The sequence below is a fragment of the Nitrospira sp. genome (assembly GCA_016715825.1).
Classification (GTDB): Bacteria; Nitrospirota; Nitrospiria; order Nitrospirales; family Nitrospiraceae; genus Nitrospira_D.
In genome coordinates this window covers 111,668-127,504 of the sequence record JADJXO010000002.1, presented here as the reverse complement: position 1 = coordinate 127,504, position 15,837 = coordinate 111,668, and the positions used below count along the sequence as shown (strand labels likewise).

Genomic DNA, 15,837 nt, shown 5'->3' with positions numbered 1-15,837 from the left:
GACGTCGACCAGCGAAGGGGGCGAGCGCCCCCTCCGTCAGTCCGTCCACTATTTCTTTTTCATACTGTTCTTGATCAGTTCACGGGTTGCCAGATACTCCTTGTTCTCCGGATCCGAGGCTAAGGCTTTCTCAATGGAAGCCATCGCGTCAGCGTGTTTTTCGGCGCCCATGGCGACTAATGCCAGAATGAATGCGTCGCGGCCTGTTTGCATGGCTTCGTCTGTTACTGTCTGGACGGACTTCGCACAACGAAATCCGAGGCCGACACCGTAGCTGTTATTGTCAGGTTGATTCCAGAATCGGTGGCTCGTATGCAGTGAGGTTTCTGGTGCGAGCCAGGAACCCCCGCGCAGGACCCGTACCGGTCCTTGATTGGCAAAGTTGTAACCTTTATCCGCGCCACGCGGGTTCATGGCTGGACTGGTTTTGTAGTAGTTGAGGTCATACCAATCCTCCACCCATTCGAATACATTTCCGGCCATGTTGTAGACACCAAACCCGCTCACGCCTTCAGGGTACGAGTCGACCGGCATCGTGCGGCCCACGTTCTGTCCATAGTTGGCCTTCTTAGGATCCAGCTTGTGACCCCAGGGATAATGATTGTCCCCATCCGGACCTTTGGCCGCTCGCTCCCACTCTGCTTCGGTTGGAAGTCGTTTGCCGTCCCACTTGCAGAAGGCGTTCGCGTCGGTCCAGCTGACCCCGACGACCGGCTGATTCGACTTTGTCAGTCGTGGGTCATCCCAATATGCGGGTGCAGGATGACTCGTGGACTTCATGAACTCCTTATACCGTCCATTAGAGGTTTCAAACTTGTCGATCAGATAGGCATCCAGCACGACCTGGTGCTTGGCTTCATCTGAATGTTCGTTGCTCCCCATGGTGAACTCACCCCTCGGGATGAGCACCATGTCCTTGTCACTAGTCGGCATGGCCGCCGCTGTGGCGGTGATGGCTCCTAACGCGAGTAGCATGCCGATGGCTACTTGCAAGATTGTTCGACTCCGCATAAGACCCTCCTTGGTTATGGCAATGAACCGGATCGTGATCATGTCCCTGCTACGCCGCGACGAATGATTCTGTTAAGCCAGCGAAAGCCGCAGCTTGACTCAGCTGCCGATTTCGCATAATCACGGCATCAGTGATGTCGCCACACTGCAGGCAGCGTTGTGTAGTGCACCCCAACTCACTGGTGTTGTGCAGCAGATCAAAGCAGGCCTCGTTCACCATGAGTCCTCTGCACCGGGTGCAGATGTCGTGCGAGACTGCCCCGAGGTCCTGGCAGTGAGGCTGGTGGTTTGTTGTCGGGCTTGAGCTCATGCTGTCCTCCATACTCACAATGTCCACACCTTGTACAATGTATGTCTAATGTATAAACCATAGTGTTCAATGTGTCAATGGTTAAATGTATAAATATTTGACAAAGTATGGACTTGTGTCTATACTTTTTCCAGTGAGATGAATACTCATAGAATTCATAGAGTTGCTAAACTCACAGGCCTTTCCAAGGACGTCATACGGGTCTGGGAACGTCGATTTGGTCTCTTGAAACCGACCAGGGGCGCCAATCGATACCGGAACTATTCAGATGAAGATGTGATGATGTTGCGGTATTTGAAAGAACAGCTTGATGGAGGAGCTTCCATTGGAGAGTTGGCAAAGCTGGGGCGGGAAGAACTGATAACACGGGCACGGGCCAATACGCCGCGTGTCGCAGTCGTTGAGAACATGTTTGGGAGGTTGTTGCAGGAGCTCGTGTCTACCTTGAATCCCCTGGACCGCGTGACATTCGAGAAGCGATTAAATGGAGCTGTCGCAGTCGTGCCTTTCGATGAAGCCCTCAATGGAATCCTGCTACCGCTCCAGGAACAAGTTGGACAACTCTGGCACGATGGTCATGTGGGTATAGCGGTTGAACATTACGTCACGAGTCAGATCCAGCAGAAAATTTTCTCAGCCATGAACCAGCTGCCTGTGGCGGAGTTCGGAGCTACTGTCGTCGTAGCTTGTCCGCCAGGCGAGGAACACGACATCGCGGCGTTAGCGGTCGCGTATCAATGCCGGGCTCGTGGCTGTCGAGTCTATTATCTAGGAGCCAACGTACCCATAGCTGCACTAGTCAAACTCTGCCACGAGGTCAAGCCAGACCTTACGATTATCTCTTTCCCCATCGTTCGGGCTGAGAATAAAGCTGCGGAGCTGATTCAAGCACTCGTACAGGATGTGAGCCCAGTATCCGATGTGGCCGTGGGTGGGCACGGCGCAATCGCGATACGCGACCGATTCGTGACCTCTGGCATCGAGGTTCTTGACGACTTCAGCGACCTGGAGAATCGATTGAATCGATTGATGCGAAAACCCGTGTTGCAGCGCTGAAGAAGGGCGACGTGCGAATGGCACGGGGAGTTCAGGGAATGAAAATGGTACTTGGTGGGAAGGGCTTGGTGGTTCCTTCTGGGAAGAGCATTTGTCTGAAGATTTACGGCCCAGGGTGCCTGTGATCCTGGTCAATTGGTCCACGAACGCACCAAGCCGGAAAGGTATAGATCTGAACGAAGCTGAGGACATTGCCGAGGAACGCGTCGACATATTTTGCATAGGTTGGTTGGTGACTTTCTGGGACTACTGACCAATAAGAGGTAGGCTGAATATTCACAAACGGATGACCCGGTGGGATGTTAGGGATGGGAGAATCAACTGCTGGCCCCACAAGGCTGCGCATTTCAATCGGTGCAGGGAGGCGCCACCCTTTTTGGCCTCCAGTGCTTCTGGTCGAGCATGTAGTACGGGCTTCGTTCCAGGTTATCGGGGTCGGTTTGGGGGCGATCTCCCATATTAATTCTGTATCAGTGTCGAGAACGGCTTCGTTGTTGAAATCGGGCAGAACCACAAAGCGGTTTGTGGCTGGATGCGCTTCTTGCCAGTTATGGACGATGTCGGCAATGACGACTTCCTTTTGAGCCAGTGGGCGGGTCAAGAGTTGAGAGCCCAAAAGGAAGGAGGCTGCAATGATGGCCACCATGGCGGAGCGAAATAACCATTTATTGGGCATCACATTGCCTGAGAGTGACGAGTAAAGTGAACGTTTTGCAAGCCTGAGGGGGTATCCTACGCCAGGGATGAGAAGCTGATCAAGCTCGCCGTACTGGGGTTGATGAAGGAGGATCGATACCGCAGAGCTGCCACAGGCTTTTTGCCTGACGAACAGGGAAGGGAGGTGCGGTCTTGCGAGGGAATACAGGCCGCAGGCTCACCCAGACGGGCGCGAGGCCTGAAATTGGTGGGAGGAAGGAATTGGGATTGAAATGATCTGCTTTACAGGAGTAAAATTTCGTTTGTGATAGGGGAGTGTTACTCTCATTCAGGGTTGTTGCTATGTTGTTTTGAAGGCTGTCGGTACGGTAAGACAGAAGAGACAAGTGGGCTTATTTTAGTTAGCGGAGATAAGGAGGGTTATAACTATGGCTAGTCAAGAGCGCGGGTATGATATTTCGCAGTGGTACGACTCGCGGCCAGCCAAGCTCGGCTGGTTTGGGATGTTGGCGATCGGCGTGTTTTGGGTCGTGTATCAACGGACCTTCGGGTACTCCCACGGGCTCGACTCCATGACCCCGGAGTTTGAGTCGGTGTGGATGGGGCTGTGGCGGTTTAACATCGTCGCCAACGCCATCTTCTTTGCCGTGGCGGTGGGCTGGATTTGGGTGACACGGGATCGCAACTTAGCGAACCTGGACCCGAAACTGGAGCTGAAGCGGTACTTTTATTTCATGGGGTGGTTGGTGTGCTACATCTGGGGCGTGTACTACGCGGGGAGCTACACCCTGGAGCAGGATGCGGCGTGGCACCAAGTGATCATCCGCGACACCAGCTTCACGGCGAGCCACATTGTGGCGTTCTACGGGACGTTCCCGCTGTACATCACGTGCGGGGTGTCGAGCTACCTGTATGCGCAGACGCGGTTGCCGCTGTACAGCCAGGCGACATCGTTTCCGTTGGTGGCGGCGGTGGTGGGGCCGATGTTCATTCTGCCGAACGTGGGGCTCAACGAGTGGGGCCATGCGTTCTGGTTTGTGGATGAGCTGTTTGCGGCGCCGTTGCACTGGGGCTTTGTGACGTTGGGCTGGTGCGGGTTGTTCGGGGCCGGCGGGGGCGTGGCGGCACAGATTGTGAGCCGCATGTCGAACCTGGCGGACGTGGTCTGGAACAATGCACCGAAGAGCATCCTGGATCCGTTCCCCAGCCAGGTGGATCCGAATGCGAAGCCTGGCTACTGAGCCGTAGAGAGAGGACGTATGCGGTAAGCAAGGGCCCGGGGCTCCAGTGATGGGGCTCCGGGCCAATTTTTTGGTGGACGCTGAGGTGTTGAGAGCATTGTGAGCTGATGGCCTTTGTAAGAGGCGCATGGCTCTGCGCGGAATCCCGAATGATGGAAGTGATGTCATGATGTGTTGTGTCGATTCCATGTGGAAGGAGGAGCGAGATGAGTGCAGAACGTACGTGTCCCACGTGTAGTACGGAGAATGCACAACGGATCAGTGACATCCTCCGTGAATCACAGTCCACGAGAAGTGGACCGAGGAGTGAGGTCCCGGCTTCGTATCACCCCCCAAAGGCTCCCTGGTCGTATCTTCAGGGGTTTTTGCTTGGCATACCTGTCAATGCAGCCGTCATGTTGACGATGGGATCTCCGCAGGCATCAGAATCTGAGATGGCCATGGCTGAGATGGCTTCCTCTGCGGCCTTCCTTGGGGTCTGGGTCGGTTATGGCATACTGAAGACCAGGAACTACAAACAGAAGCTAGATGAGTGGAAGGAGAAGATTGCCTCAAGGTTCTTCTGTCGGAAATGCAGTCATGCCTTTGAGGGATAGCCGATCTTCCACAAGAACTGGTCAACCGGGTGGTCCTGCTGTTAACCAAGAGGGCCGGTGCTAGGTTGGGCCCCCCGGCATGGACCATGTCTCGTTGAAGGTCATTGGTGATTTGTTCTGAAGGTAGATGTGTTGGCCGTAGGGTGATCCGGGAGTTTTGTACGAGATGCGCTGTGGGCTGGAGGCGACTTCATGGCGGAAAACTGGTGTCCTCAATCGGAATGTGAGGTTTTCAATAGCGTCGTTGGCGCATCTGATCCTTCCGTTTGGAGGGGAATTCCGGCCCGTGCCGCGTAGTGCCTGGGCCGGAGCATCCCGCTCAGCGTCGTGGCTTACCAGCGATCGCGCTTTCCACCACCACCCCCACGACCACCGAATCCACCGCCGCCACCACCGGAACGTGATTCCATCGGTTTCGCTTCATTGACCGTGAGTGTGCGGCCCCCCATGTCCGAGCCATGAAGCGCCGTAATCGCGGCTTGCGCCTCAGCATCTGAGGACATCTCCACGAAACCAAATCCACGCGACTGGCCCGTGAACTTGTCTGCGATGATCTTTGCAGAGGCCACCGTACCATGTGCCCCGAATGTTTCAGTCAATTGCTGCTCGGTCACCGAATACGGTAACCCACCGACGTAAAGCTTTGAACCCATAGCGGGGTCCTCCTGTAATGATGACATTGTCCATGACTCGAGGATTTCGCAAAAGGAAGGAGAGACCCAAGAAGGTACTGCGTAACAGGGCTCAGGGTAGACTTCCGATCACATTCTCGGCAGGCACAACATCGATAATAGGCCGTCTTGAGCTCGTTTCATGCGAGGCCCGACGCAATGAAACAGCCGTAGTGTATCAAGTTGCAATAATAATTGATAGTGTTCCTCGCCGGTCAGGATTTGATTTAATAGATAGGGTGAACAGCAGTCAGGAACGTGGGGATCCCCGTGCGGAGTTGATCTCTTCGCCGGATGCTGCCAGCAGCTCACTGGTCGGAGAGTCCCCTCTTCCCCACGAGGAAGTGCGGAGGAAGGCACACCCTGGCCGACAACTTCCTTAACGAACTTTTCGCCAAATTATGAGGTTTCCCAGATTACAGCGATGAAGAAGGGGACTAGGAGAAAGGCTTTAGCTTTGAGGAGAAAGCCGCCACAGGCAAGCTTTTCAAAGGCTTAGTGCACATTGAAAGGTCTGGTGTCCCCAACGGGATTTGAACCCGTGTTACTGCCTTGAAAGGGCAATGTCCTAGGCCAGGCTAGACGATGGGGACGTGCCGGTTCCGGTAAGAGAACAATCGCACTCTTACCACACTCGGAGTTGTGCTGTCACTAGCAAGGGTGGAGATTCCGGGACTTTATGGATCTGGGTAAATATGGTTTTGACCTGATAATTTTCCTGTCCGGCCAGATCTGCTAGGCTAGCGTTCCATAGACGGGCAGCTCCGAACCCATCGCGTTGAGCGTGGGGAGGCGTTGGTCTTTGGAGGAGAGAATCGGCTCGTTGATAGGCCACTGAATCCCCAAGGCCTGGTCGTTCCATAGAATTCCGCGATCACATTCTGGCGAATAATAGGCGGTGCACTTGTATAAAAATGATGCGGTGGCACTCGTGACGCAGAAACCGTGAGCGCAGCCTGGAGGGATATACATCTGCCGAAGGTTGTCTCCCGATAACTCCACACTATACCACTTGCCGAATGATGGCGAGCCTTTGCGGATATCGACAACTACATCGTAGACAGTTCCCTCAAGGGCCATGACAAGTTTCCCTTGGGCCTGTGGCTCTTGGAAATGGAGTCCCCGGAGAGTCTTGCACACTGATCGTGAATAGTTATCTTGAACGAAACGTTCGCGGATGCCCGCATGCCGATACCGCTCCTCGTGGTAGACCTCCAGGAAAACCCCACGGTGATCGGAGAGAATAGTAGGTTCAAACAAGAGCACACCAGGAATTCCAATCTGCGTCACACGCATAACATACTCCACTCAGGGAGTCGGGTTCGATCCACTCGATGGATGATTGGACGGATCGACGATATCGGGTCTATCGGGGTACAATTTCCCCAACCGATCGATGAGAGGAAGAGCTTCGGGTGAACTGTCCAGGCTTGGTTCACTGACGGGGTGGTCCCACACCAGCGTCGTAATGTTGGCCTCAAGGAGGAGCGATCGAATCGTCGCAGCACACGCATCGAGAGTGAGTTCTGTCCCACCTCGAAGGTCAAGCACTCTGTCTTTGGGATCGATCGGTGGGGCCTCAGTGTGGAGCAGTGACCAGCATCGGTCAAAGATGGTGTTCCGAAGGTCTGTTGGGACGTTGATTGTCTCCAGATCGGATGTGCAGAGAGCCGACACAAAGAGGACAAATTGAAGATCCGGCATGTCGGGGTTCTGGACATTGAGCGAGGGCATAGGGTTTTATTATCAAGAGTGACGCCCGACGAGTCAACTAGAGACTGCAGAGGGTGTGGTTTTCCACTGCATGAGGAGTATGGAGCAATGGTGATAATCGTCCTGACAGGACAACTTCAGACTTTTGACGGGGAGCGTGATCTAGCCTGTGAGATCGATCAATCGATGTCCATTCGGCAGCTGATTCAACGGCAGGGAATTCAACTTCGACATCTCCTTCAGCTGCTTCGAGAAAAGAAGGTGTTGGTGACGATCAACAAGCGAATCGCCAGCGATGATTCGATGGTTCATGATGGGGACACCATCCGCCTCATCGGGCACGATGGGATGGGGGGCAGTGGACTTGGGCCTACTCACTCATAAGAGTCCTCAAAAACAGCGGGACCGAGAAACCTTGTGGTTCTCGGCCCCTTGTCTGTTGTGAAGCTCTCTGGCGAAGTGCCAGCCTTGACGGATCGGTTTGAGTCCGGGCGCTGGAATGCAAATCAGAGCGTTACTTTTTCCCGAGAATTGCATCCTTGGCAGCTTTAGCCACGCGGAACTTCACGACGCGCTTAGCTGGAATCTTGATCTCTTCACCCGTCTGCGGGTTACGGCCGATACGCGCCTTGCGGTTGGCGAGCTTGAGCTTACCGATACCAGGTACGGTAAACACGTTCTTCGCCTCTCGATAGGCCAAGGCAGCCAGATCATCAAGGATCTGCACGGCGCCTTTCTTCGTGATGCCGGCTTTTCCGGCGAGATGATCTGCGATCTGCGACTTTGTCATTGATTTGGCCATTCGTGAACCTCCTTGGGGGTAAGGAATAAAATACGCCTAGAGTTTTGCCTGACGCACCTGATGCAAGAACATCCTAGTTGGCATTGAGAATCCAACGGTGGCTTCGTGCTCACAAGGTGAAAACCCGCGAGAGTGTAGCCAAGAGTCTGGAATGTGTCAACGAGAAAAACTGCATCTGGCGTGGCGAAAATGCGCCTAGGGGCCTCTTGCGGTCCATGCAAATGGAGGGGTACAGTAGAGCCGGATGGTCCTCCGGCGAATTACACGAGGCAAAACATTCTAAGGGATCACAATGGGTAAAGACCTGCCGATTTTATCCGTAAGTACCTCTCAGCCTGATGCCGAACAGGCGGAAGAGTTTGTGTATGCACGAGTCTTCTGTCAAAAGGAAAACTCTCCGCCTCTTAAGCTGCTGGTCGAATTCTTACAGTCTCGCGGGCAAATCCCGATCCTTCCTCCTGATCTGGATGAAGCAGCGCTCCAGGAATGGGCATGGGTTCAAGTTGCGCTGGGATATGATCGTGATCGTAAGCCGATCCAACTCTTTTGTGTGCGTGATCGTGGTAGCTATCGCGATGTCTACGATCAGGAACAGAAGCAATTCAGCGACATCCTGTCTGCTCAGGCGGAGGTAGAGTCACAGCTCGCGCTGGAATATGTCACACGCTGTCGGTTTATCCTGACGACGCGCATCGCGAAAGACGTGACCGACGAGGGCTACGATTTCAACGGCTGGATCCTTGAGTTCTATCAAGAGCAGTGCGATGGGATCGTCCAAATCGACAATCAAGGCTTCTATTCTCCGAAAGGCGACCTCATCGTGGATCTTTCGGCATCAGGCGAAAGCTGACGTGCCGGGGGCGCCCCTCTTGCCATCCAGCACTCTTTTTCGAACGACCTCACACTGGTTTGAACGCGCCAACGCTTCGTTCCTCGACAGTCTTCCCTGTCGGCAAGGCTGCTTCTCTTGTTGTATCGGAGTCTTCCCTGTGACGATCCTGGACCGGCAGGAAATCCAGCGGGGACTGGCGTCGTGTGCTTCGAAGGACCGGAAGAGGATGCAGGACAACGCGAGGGAACAGGTCAACCAGCTCTCCGTCATCGAACCGCGACTGGTGACGAGTCCATTCGTTGATCAGTGGTTGGATGACGAGATGGACAGACTTACCACCCGGTTTGATTCGCTGCCCTGTCCGGCTCTGGAACCAGACGGCCGGTGTGGCCTGTATGAGTTCCGCCCCCTCGTGTGCCGCTCTATGGGGATACCCTCAGATGATGGCCTCACTGTCACTGGTGCCTGCGCCGTTCAAACGTCAGTCCCCCTTATCCGGTTATCGAAAACCCTACGTGACGAAGAATCTGTCCTCTCGGGCATGGAGGCTCAACAACTTGCCAACTTGCGCAGGGCATTCGACGTTCAGGGTGAAGAGCTGCTCTTGCCGTATGCGTTCTTATCGAAGATTGTCACAGGCAGTGGAGGAGACACGAGCTAGACAGTATCTTTCACGCTATGCTAAGGTGATCCCCCTTGGTTGAGGGAGCGCCTGTAGCTCAGCTGGATAGAGCATCAGCCTCCGGAGCTGAGGGCCACAGGTTCAAATCCTGTCAGGCGCACCAAACCGCCGCTTGTGGTCGGTAGCGATAATTCAATACACGGTGGGGCCGTTAGCTCAGTTGGTAGAGCAGCTGACTCTTAATCAGCGGGCCGTAGGTTCGACCCCTACACGGCCCACCAAACCACGCTTGTTCGTACCGCCGGGTTTGATCAATCTAGGCGGATAAACCCCCTACAGTTGCCAGTGGTCTTAAACAGCGGATGCGACAGGAATCGTCCGCGGGTGAAGCCTCATTTTGATTCCACCTTTTGGCCGTAATGTGACCATCAGGTGGGGCTCGACCTTTTCTTGGGCAAGCTGGGGATCGTACCGACGACCGATCAGGGCCAACAGCAGTGGCCCTTCCACTGATGCGAAATGGAGGCCCACACAGGTGCGTGGCCCTGCCCCGAACGGCATATAGGCATAGCGCGAATTTGGCTGCTCACTATTCAGCCATCGCTCCGGCCGAAAGTGTTCTGGGTCCAGCCAATAGTCTGGGTGTCTATGCAGATTATACGTGCCGACCAACACGAATGAGCCTTCCGGCAACGACATACCGCCGACAGTCGTCTGGGTCGCCGCTTTTCGCTGTACGGCTGGTGCGGGCGGATAGAGCCGCAGTGATTCTTCGAAGAGGGCTCGAGTATAGGGGAGGTGCTGGAGATCCTCGGCGTTCGGCGTTCTTCCCTTGAGCACACGGTCGACTTCTTCGTGAAAACGGGCCCGTGCTTCAGGATGGGTTGCTAGGAGGTACCAGGTCCAGGCGAGTGCATTCGCCGTGGTTTCGTGTCCGGCGGCAAAGATGGTCAAGGCTTCATCACGCAGTTCCTGATCGGTCAGTCCCTCACCGGTCTCTTCGTCGCGAGCCTGAAGGAGCAGATCCAGAAGGTCACCACGGTGTGCACCGCTGTGGCGCCGTTCGGCCAGCAACCCATACATCAGTTCGTCCATAAACTGCATCACCGAATGAAATTCACGGTTACGTGCGGTGGGCACCCATAGTGGAAGAAATAGTGGATTACTGAACGAGTCGAAGGCGTACTTGATGCTAACGCGGAGGGCGTGACTGATCCTCTCGATGTGTTGAGTCATGCTGGTGCTGAACATCGTTTGTGAAATCACTTCAAGGGCGAGCAGCATCATCTCTGCCGCGATGTCGATCGTACCTCCCGCACGGTCCTTCCATGCAGCCATGCGTTGCTCGCCGACCTGGGCCATGCGCTCCGCCATCGTAGCGATGCGCGATCGGTGGAAGATCGGCTGGATGATGCGGCGATGTCGCTTCCACACTTCGCCCGAACTTGTCACTAAGCCATTACCCAGGACGAGTGAGAGGCCGGTTGGCCGCTGAGGGTCGTAGACTTTCACAAATCGGTCGGATTGTTTGACTAAGACTTCTTCGGCGAGATTAGGATGACTGAAAAGATAGAGTGTCCTCGGGCCCAAGCGAAAGCGGAGCGCATCGCCGTGCCGCCGCCACCATGCCGTTAGCATCTCCAGCGGTTGCTTTTTGAACGAACCCATGTGCCCAAGAAGTGGGACTGCCCCAGGAACATCGACGAGGGTGAAGGAAGGACCGAGGTTCGGCATAAGGTAAAGGACCCTATCACACTGCGCCTCTGCAGGCCACGTACTTTGTCGATGGGGTGTCTAGAGGCATAAGAGCGATAGGTTTTTGGCTTGACGGCTCCATTAACAAATGGCTGTCATTCACGTAGAGTGTGCGGTAGTAGGTGATAGAGGGGGGTGGGTGTCGGTGAGGGTGTTGCGGAAGCTTGACATCGGACTTGGGAAGTCAGGCATATATGTAATGTACCTTGCTCCGAGTGGTAGGATTCATGGCTAGCTCCACACGCATGTCTCAATTCTCGAAGCAGGATCTCTGGACCAAGGATCTCTCAACTATGCCATGGCCTCAGCGGGCGGGTACTCAGGTGATTCGGCTGGCCACGGCAGTGGGTATGGAGTTCCGGCATCGTTTGCTCGACGCCCGAGCGGCCGGACTTGTTTTTACCACGCTGCTGTCGCTTGTTCCCTTTCTGGCCGTGATGTTCTCGGTCCTGAAGGCATTCGGCGTTCACCATGTGATCGAACCGTCGTTAGCCCAGGCACTTGATCCTCTCGGCCCAAAGGGGCAGGAGATTACAAGGACCATCATCGGTTTCGTGGATAACATCAAGATTGGTGTGTTGGGAGTCGTCGGTATCGGCGGCCTGTTTTACACGACCTACTCCTTGATCGATAAGATCGAACAGGCTCTCAACGCGATCTGGCAGGTCAAACAAGGGCGGACGTGGGAAAGGAAATTTTCCGATTATTTGAGCGTAGTGCTCGTCGGGCCGGTTCTTGTCACGAGTGCCTTCGGTATGCTGGCGTCACTGCAAAGCCATACCATCGTCCAATATCTCGTGGAATTAGAACCGTTTGGGACTCTGGTGGCCTGGAGCGGCGAAGTTCTGCCCTTTGTGTTGCTCTGCGGGGTGTTCACATTCTTCTACAAGATGATCCCCAATACCTCTGTTCAGCTGCGCTCGGCTATGGTCGGTGGGTTTTCAGCAGGCACTCTCTGGATCATCGCGGCGGAACTCTTTGCCACCTTCGTGGTGACCTCAGCCAAGTATAGTGCGATTTATTCGAGCTTTGCCGTACTCATACTGTTACTACTCTGGCTATATGTGGGTTGGATGATTGTCCTCATCGGGGGGCAGCTGTCATTTTTCCACCAATATCCGACTGCCTATTTGTCCCGCCTTCTTTGGGAACAGGGTACCTCCGTCTTTCGTGAACAGCTAACCCTTAAGGTGTTGCGGGTCCTCGGGCACCACTACCTGAAGGGGGATCGCCCATTGAGACTGACGGAACTCTCGAGTGAACTGAATATCCCCCTTTCTCTGGTGGAGGAAGAAGTCGAACAATTGATTGAAAACGGATTCGTGGGTCGTCTGCAGGAACCGGAAGGGCTAAGTCTCATCAAATCACCAGACCTGATCCTTGTGAAAGAAGTTCTGGATAGTGTCCGCAACGGGACCCCTCCATGGATCGTACCCCATCTAGATGCGAGTGATCCGGTCACTGCTCTTCTGCGACGACGAGATCAGGCTGTGCAGAAGGAGTTGGCCGGAGAAACGGTCCAGTCACTGCTACAGAACCAAGAGCACTCAGGAACTGTTCGTTCGTGAAGGCCTGTTTAATAGGACGAACTGCGGCCCGTCGCGTGCCTACGTGCATCTATTCGGTTTGGGTTAGTCTTGGGGATGGCCGAACGATCGCACATACCGCAGGACCTGCCAGGCTTCTTCCTCAGAGAGAATGAGGGGAATAAACGGAGCCATTGCAGTGCCCTTGCTCCCGTTCTTGAGAATCCAGAAAAGTTCTCCGTCCGTTCGAGCCGCCTGCCATTCCTGGTCTGTGAAGTTTCTGGGGAGGGCACCCCTGAGCGTGCCTGGCTCAATGTCAGCCCCTAATCCTTTTCCGTCCTTACCATGGCACGTCACGCAGAAGGCCTTGCCATGGAAAAGTCTTCTGCCGTTTTCAATGGTTTCCTCGGTCGCAGGAAGAGGATTTGTCCAGGTTTTGACGGTTTCGATCTGGTCCATTGGCACTCGCGGTTTAAGGACGGCTTCGTCTGCCCCATAGGATGAGGGATTCCCCGAGATGAGCGCCACGATGGCGATTAGTGTTAATCGTTGCGAGATTCGCATGTAGCGTTTAGTCATGTATCATCCTGTATTCCTTCGGACCTGTGGGCGGGATCTTCACCATGCCAGAGGGAACGATCCCGCCACAGCTTATTCCCCGCACATTATTTGTCAGAATATCCAGGGAACTTATGCCCGAGTGATTGCGGGAACGTTACCGTACCATCCGGGAATTCCTGTCCGTGCTGCCAGAGCTGATAGATGACCCCGTCGGTTTCTGCTGCGGCTTCCGCTATTTTGGTGGCCTGGTCAGGGGCCACACCCAGGACTTGGACCCGGCCTGTGGCGATCTCCACCTTATGATCATGGAAATGTCGGTGCCACTGAATGGCAGGAAGCTTGCGGGTGAGATCCTTGGCAACAAAATATTCGACGGCGACCAAGGGAGCCTTGGGATCAGTGGATTCAAACAGGAGGCATTGAAGGATCTTGTCGGAAACGCCCTTGCAATAGTGGTGGAACGGGCCTCCGGGGGTCCCATCCGGCATCAGATGAGGTGCCTGCACATGAATATCGTATCCGACGGCCGGACCAGCTGGTTCTCCACTCACGGCTTTTTGAGTGGCCACTCCGCTACATCCGACAGCCGCCATTGCGACAATGGCTAATAGTCCTTTTCTCATTGCCATAACCCTCCCAAGGTTGAATAACGCTCGCCCAGCCCATCTAGGTCGAGGAACTTTTACGAGTTGATTTGACATTAGAGTAAAGTTGGGGAAAAAGGATTCAGCCGTCAAGGAGATTACTGCTTGACGGGGGTAGCGACGCTACGACTCCCGTGTTGACGGGGAAGAGGAATTGAGCTTGGTTGGTGTGATGAGGTGTTGGGCTTGCGTGGAGATCCTCCCTTCCGCATCCATCATTTCAAACAGCAAGCAGCATTTCAAGCGTCCACAGACGCCCAGCAAGCGGGGGTCATCGATCGGGATTTCTAGCTTTTTGGCCTGTTTCGCTGTGATGGGTTTCACATCGGTTAGAAAACTTGCGCAGCAGAGCACCAGGCCACAGGTGTCGATCCCGCCAAGCCGCTTGGCCTCTTCCCGTACACCGACTTGACGCATTTCAATACGACCGCCGAAACGACGTGCTAGATCTCGAACTAAGTCTCGAAAATCGATCCGCTCGTCTGCCGTATAGACAAACGTGAGCTGCCTGCGGCTCATGGCCCCATAGACTTCGACGAGTTTGAGGTGCAGGCCGCGCTCAGCGGCTTTGGCACGACAATAGGCAGAGGCCTCCCGGGAAAGCTGCTCAAGTCGGTCGATCAAGGCCCTTTCTTCCGGGTCGGGCAATCGCAGGATGGATTTCATGGCTCGCATGGGGGGTAGGAATGGGGTCGAATAGGGTTCGATGCAGACAATGCCGTATGTTAGCTCATCTTCAACATCTATTAACACGGCATCGCCGGTACGCAATGGCAGCCCAGCTGCGCCGAGCTTCTTCACCTCTCCACGGTTCCTGACCTTCACTCCGGTCAGCCGTACACGGTGAGGATACGCCGGAGGGAGGTCTTCGCATGGGACTCGATCCATGCCCTGATCATACACAACTTCTCTCGTTGGGGGAAAGGCCTGGAGGGAGGGAAATGGAACCTGTTCGGCTAGGAGCTGATTGGCGTGAAATTATATAAGTTAAGGATATATAAGCATAAAATTACTAGCACTCTGTCCCTCTGGTTGTGGTAGGCTAAATCGATTGTTGGGTTAGAGGGAGTGAACGATGGCCATGATGCTCGGAGAACGAAAGAAAATGTTGCGCATTCCAAACCAGGTGGTCCTTCCCTTTGGGTACCGGATTTCTGTCCGACAGCTCTCGGACTCTGAAATGGATAAGCGGGATGCGAATGCCGATGGGATTTGGGACGACGATACCAAGACCATTTATGTCCGAAAGCGGCTTCCGGTGACGCGTCGCCGATATATTCTCGCGCACGAACTTGGTCATGCCTGGTTGGACTGGCAGCACCGCTACATGGACGATGGGAAAGCCAGTATCTAGGCGCCGGCTTTCTCCAAGTTCAAGACGTACTCCCATTCAAAAGGGGTGACGGGCTGAACTGAAAGCCGAGACCCCTTTTGCAGTAAGATCATTCTCTTCAGTTTAGCCTGCCTGCGCAACTCGTCCAAGGTCACCGATCGCTTTAGGTGCCGGACATATGCGATGTCGACCATATCCCATCTTGGTTGAGAGGGCTTGCTTGCTGGGTCGTAGTGCTTGTTCTTCTTATTGAATTGCGTTGGGTCCGGGTAGGCGGTTTTCACCACCCGCGCGATGCCCACTACCGCCGGTGGGTCGGCGTTACTGTGGTAGAAGAGGATTTGGTCACCCACGGTCATTGTGCGCATGAAATTCCGAGCTTGATAGTTTCGCACGCCATCCCAAGAGGTCGTTCCGTTGGGAGATCCCCGCAAGTCTTCAATCGAGAACGTGGAGGGCTCTGACTTCATCAACCAAAAGTTCTTGGGAACCATTCGTCGTTCTCCC

The 15,837-nt window shown here is 54.5% G+C and carries 18 protein-coding genes and 3 tRNA genes; 9 read left to right on the top strand and 12 right to left on the bottom strand.

Annotated elements, in window-relative coordinates; translation table 11 throughout:
• Nucleotides 1-48 precede the first annotated feature (48 nt).
• Nucleotides 49-1,011, bottom strand: a complete 963-nt coding sequence (locus IPM58_06700) for an SUMF1/EgtB/PvdO family nonheme iron enzyme (protein MBK9306769.1) — start codon at nt 1,009-1,011, stop codon at nt 49-51.
• Between the two features lie 448 nt (nt 1,012-1,459).
• Between IPM58_06700 and IPM58_06695 the strand changes: the two genes are divergently transcribed.
• The gene (locus IPM58_06695; GenBank protein ID MBK9306768.1) at nt 1,460-2,377 is read left to right on the top strand and encodes a MerR family transcriptional regulator; all 918 of its coding nucleotides are present in this window, start codon (nt 1,460-1,462) and stop codon (nt 2,375-2,377) included.
• 103 nt (nt 2,378-2,480) lie between these two features.
• Here IPM58_06695 and IPM58_06690 read toward each other — a convergent pair whose 3' ends face one another.
• Entirely contained in the window at nt 2,481-3,053 is a 573-nt protein-coding gene (locus IPM58_06690) for a DUF1566 domain-containing protein (protein MBK9306767.1), read from the bottom strand.
• A 409-nt stretch (nt 3,054-3,462) separates the two neighbouring features.
• Here IPM58_06690 and IPM58_06685 point away from each other — a divergent pair, with 409 nt between their 5' ends.
• On the top strand, nt 3,463-4,275 hold the full coding sequence (locus tag IPM58_06685) for a methane monooxygenase/ammonia monooxygenase subunit C (GenBank protein ID MBK9306766.1): 813 nt from the start codon (nt 3,463-3,465) through the stop codon (nt 4,273-4,275).
• A gap of 928 nt (nt 4,276-5,203) precedes the next feature.
• On the opposite strand, the gene IPM58_06680 is transcribed toward IPM58_06685, so the two are convergent.
• From IPM58_06680 to IPM58_06665, 4 genes are all read right to left on the bottom strand, one after another.
• Nucleotides 5,204-5,524 carry an RNA-binding protein gene (locus IPM58_06680; GenBank protein ID MBK9306765.1) on the bottom strand — a complete coding sequence of 107 codons (321 nt, stop codon included), beginning with the start codon at nt 5,522-5,524 and terminating at the stop codon, nt 5,204-5,206.
• 533 nt (nt 5,525-6,057) lie between these two features.
• Nucleotides 6,058-6,135: transfer RNA gene (locus IPM58_06675), tRNA-Glu, on the bottom strand.
• Between the two features lie 142 nt (nt 6,136-6,277).
• A complete protein-coding gene (rfbC, locus tag IPM58_06670) occupies nt 6,278-6,838 on the bottom strand; it encodes a dTDP-4-dehydrorhamnose 3,5-epimerase (GenBank protein ID MBK9306764.1) in 561 nt (186 codons plus the stop codon).
• Between the two features lie 12 nt (nt 6,839-6,850).
• Nucleotides 6,851-7,246, bottom strand: coding sequence for a hypothetical protein (locus IPM58_06665; GenBank protein MBK9306763.1), 396 nt, complete (start codon nt 7,244-7,246; stop codon nt 6,851-6,853).
• Between the two features lie 117 nt (nt 7,247-7,363).
• Here IPM58_06665 and IPM58_06660 point away from each other — a divergent pair, with 117 nt between their 5' ends.
• Entirely contained in the window at nt 7,364-7,639 is a 276-nt protein-coding gene (locus IPM58_06660) for a MoaD/ThiS family protein (GenBank protein MBK9306762.1), read from the top strand.
• 130 nt (nt 7,640-7,769) lie between these two features.
• Here IPM58_06660 and IPM58_06655 read toward each other — a convergent pair whose 3' ends face one another.
• Nucleotides 7,770-8,057 carry an HU family DNA-binding protein gene (locus tag IPM58_06655; protein ID MBK9306761.1) on the bottom strand — a complete coding sequence of 96 codons (288 nt, stop codon included), beginning with the start codon at nt 8,055-8,057 and terminating at the stop codon, nt 7,770-7,772.
• Between the two features lie 292 nt (nt 8,058-8,349).
• On the opposite strand from IPM58_06655, the gene IPM58_06650 reads away from it, so the two are divergent.
• From IPM58_06650 to IPM58_06635, 4 genes are all read left to right on the top strand, one after another.
• Entirely contained in the window at nt 8,350-8,907 is a 558-nt protein-coding gene (locus IPM58_06650) for a hypothetical protein (GenBank protein MBK9306760.1), read from the top strand.
• Nucleotide 8,908: 1 nt separating this feature from the next.
• A complete protein-coding gene (locus tag IPM58_06645; protein ID MBK9306759.1) occupies nt 8,909-9,550 on the top strand; it encodes a YkgJ family cysteine cluster protein in 642 nt (213 codons plus the stop codon).
• Between the two features lie 47 nt (nt 9,551-9,597).
• A tRNA-Arg gene (locus IPM58_06640) sits at nt 9,598-9,674 on the top strand.
• Between the two features lie 42 nt (nt 9,675-9,716).
• A tRNA-Lys gene (locus tag IPM58_06635) sits at nt 9,717-9,792 on the top strand.
• Nucleotides 9,793-9,862: 70 nt separating this feature from the next.
• Here IPM58_06635 and IPM58_06630 read toward each other — a convergent pair.
• Complete coding sequence (locus IPM58_06630; GenBank protein MBK9306758.1) at nt 9,863-11,245, bottom strand: cytochrome P450; 1,383 nt, start codon at nt 11,243-11,245, stop codon at nt 9,863-9,865.
• Between the two features lie 248 nt (nt 11,246-11,493).
• On the opposite strand from IPM58_06630, the gene IPM58_06625 reads away from it, so the two are divergent.
• Complete coding sequence (locus IPM58_06625) at nt 11,494-12,834, top strand: YihY family inner membrane protein (GenBank protein MBK9306757.1); 1,341 nt, start codon at nt 11,494-11,496, stop codon at nt 12,832-12,834.
• Between the two features lie 63 nt (nt 12,835-12,897).
• Here the strand turns inward: IPM58_06625 and IPM58_06620 are convergent, their stop codons facing one another.
• From IPM58_06620 to IPM58_06610, 3 genes are all read right to left on the bottom strand, one after another.
• On the bottom strand, nt 12,898-13,356 hold the full coding sequence (locus tag IPM58_06620; protein ID MBK9306756.1) for a cytochrome c: 459 nt from the start codon (nt 13,354-13,356) through the stop codon (nt 12,898-12,900).
• Between the two features lie 101 nt (nt 13,357-13,457).
• Complete coding sequence (locus IPM58_06615) at nt 13,458-13,976, bottom strand: DUF1264 domain-containing protein (protein MBK9306755.1); 519 nt, start codon at nt 13,974-13,976, stop codon at nt 13,458-13,460.
• Between the two features lie 144 nt (nt 13,977-14,120).
• A complete protein-coding gene (locus IPM58_06610) occupies nt 14,121-14,885 on the bottom strand; it encodes a hypothetical protein (GenBank protein MBK9306754.1) in 765 nt (254 codons plus the stop codon).
• A gap of 187 nt (nt 14,886-15,072) precedes the next feature.
• Here IPM58_06610 and IPM58_06605 point away from each other — a divergent pair, with 187 nt between their 5' ends.
• Entirely contained in the window at nt 15,073-15,351 is a 279-nt protein-coding gene (locus tag IPM58_06605) for an ImmA/IrrE family metallo-endopeptidase (protein MBK9306753.1), read from the top strand.
• Here IPM58_06605 and IPM58_06600 read toward each other — a convergent pair.
• Nucleotides 15,348-15,824, bottom strand: a complete 477-nt coding sequence (locus tag IPM58_06600; GenBank protein ID MBK9306752.1) for an EVE domain-containing protein — start codon at nt 15,822-15,824, stop codon at nt 15,348-15,350. The genes IPM58_06605 and IPM58_06600 overlap by 4 nt on opposite strands.
• Nucleotides 15,825-15,837: the final 13 nt, after the last annotated feature.

Coding starts and splice junctions, on each gene's coding strand:
- IPM58_06650 (MBK9306760.1), top strand. CDS start 8,350: ATGGGTAAAGACCTGCCGATTTTATCCGTAAGTACCTCTCAGCCTGAT.
- IPM58_06655 (MBK9306761.1), bottom strand. CDS start 8,057: ATGGCCAAATCAATGACAAAGTCGCAGATCGCAGATCATCTCGCCGGA.
- rfbC (MBK9306764.1), bottom strand. CDS start 6,838: ATGCGTGTGACGCAGATTGGAATTCCTGGTGTGCTCTTGTTTGAACCT.
- IPM58_06620 (MBK9306756.1), bottom strand. CDS start 13,356: ATGCGAATCTCGCAACGATTAACACTAATCGCCATCGTGGCGCTCATC.
- IPM58_06685 (MBK9306766.1), top strand. CDS start 3,463: ATGGCTAGTCAAGAGCGCGGGTATGATATTTCGCAGTGGTACGACTCG.
- IPM58_06690 (MBK9306767.1), bottom strand. CDS start 3,053: ATGCCCAATAAATGGTTATTTCGCTCCGCCATGGTGGCCATCATTGCA.
- IPM58_06630 (MBK9306758.1), bottom strand. CDS start 11,245: ATGCCGAACCTCGGTCCTTCCTTCACCCTCGTCGATGTTCCTGGGGCA.
- IPM58_06700 (MBK9306769.1), bottom strand. CDS start 1,011: ATGCGGAGTCGAACAATCTTGCAAGTAGCCATCGGCATGCTACTCGCG.
- IPM58_06695 (MBK9306768.1), top strand. CDS start 1,460: ATGAATACTCATAGAATTCATAGAGTTGCTAAACTCACAGGCCTTTCC.
- IPM58_06615 (MBK9306755.1), bottom strand. CDS start 13,976: ATGAGAAAAGGACTATTAGCCATTGTCGCAATGGCGGCTGTCGGATGT.
- IPM58_06680 (MBK9306765.1), bottom strand. CDS start 5,524: ATGGGTTCAAAGCTTTACGTCGGTGGGTTACCGTATTCGGTGACCGAG.
- IPM58_06605 (MBK9306753.1), top strand. CDS start 15,073: ATGGCCATGATGCTCGGAGAACGAAAGAAAATGTTGCGCATTCCAAAC.
- IPM58_06610 (MBK9306754.1), bottom strand. CDS start 14,885: ATGGATCGAGTCCCATGCGAAGACCTCCCTCCGGCGTATCCTCACCGT.
- IPM58_06600 (MBK9306752.1), bottom strand. CDS start 15,824: ATGGTTCCCAAGAACTTTTGGTTGATGAAGTCAGAGCCCTCCACGTTC.
- IPM58_06665 (MBK9306763.1), bottom strand. CDS start 7,246: ATGCCGGATCTTCAATTTGTCCTCTTTGTGTCGGCTCTCTGCACATCC.
- IPM58_06625 (MBK9306757.1), top strand. CDS start 11,494: ATGGCTAGCTCCACACGCATGTCTCAATTCTCGAAGCAGGATCTCTGG.
- IPM58_06660 (MBK9306762.1), top strand. CDS start 7,364: ATGGTGATAATCGTCCTGACAGGACAACTTCAGACTTTTGACGGGGAG.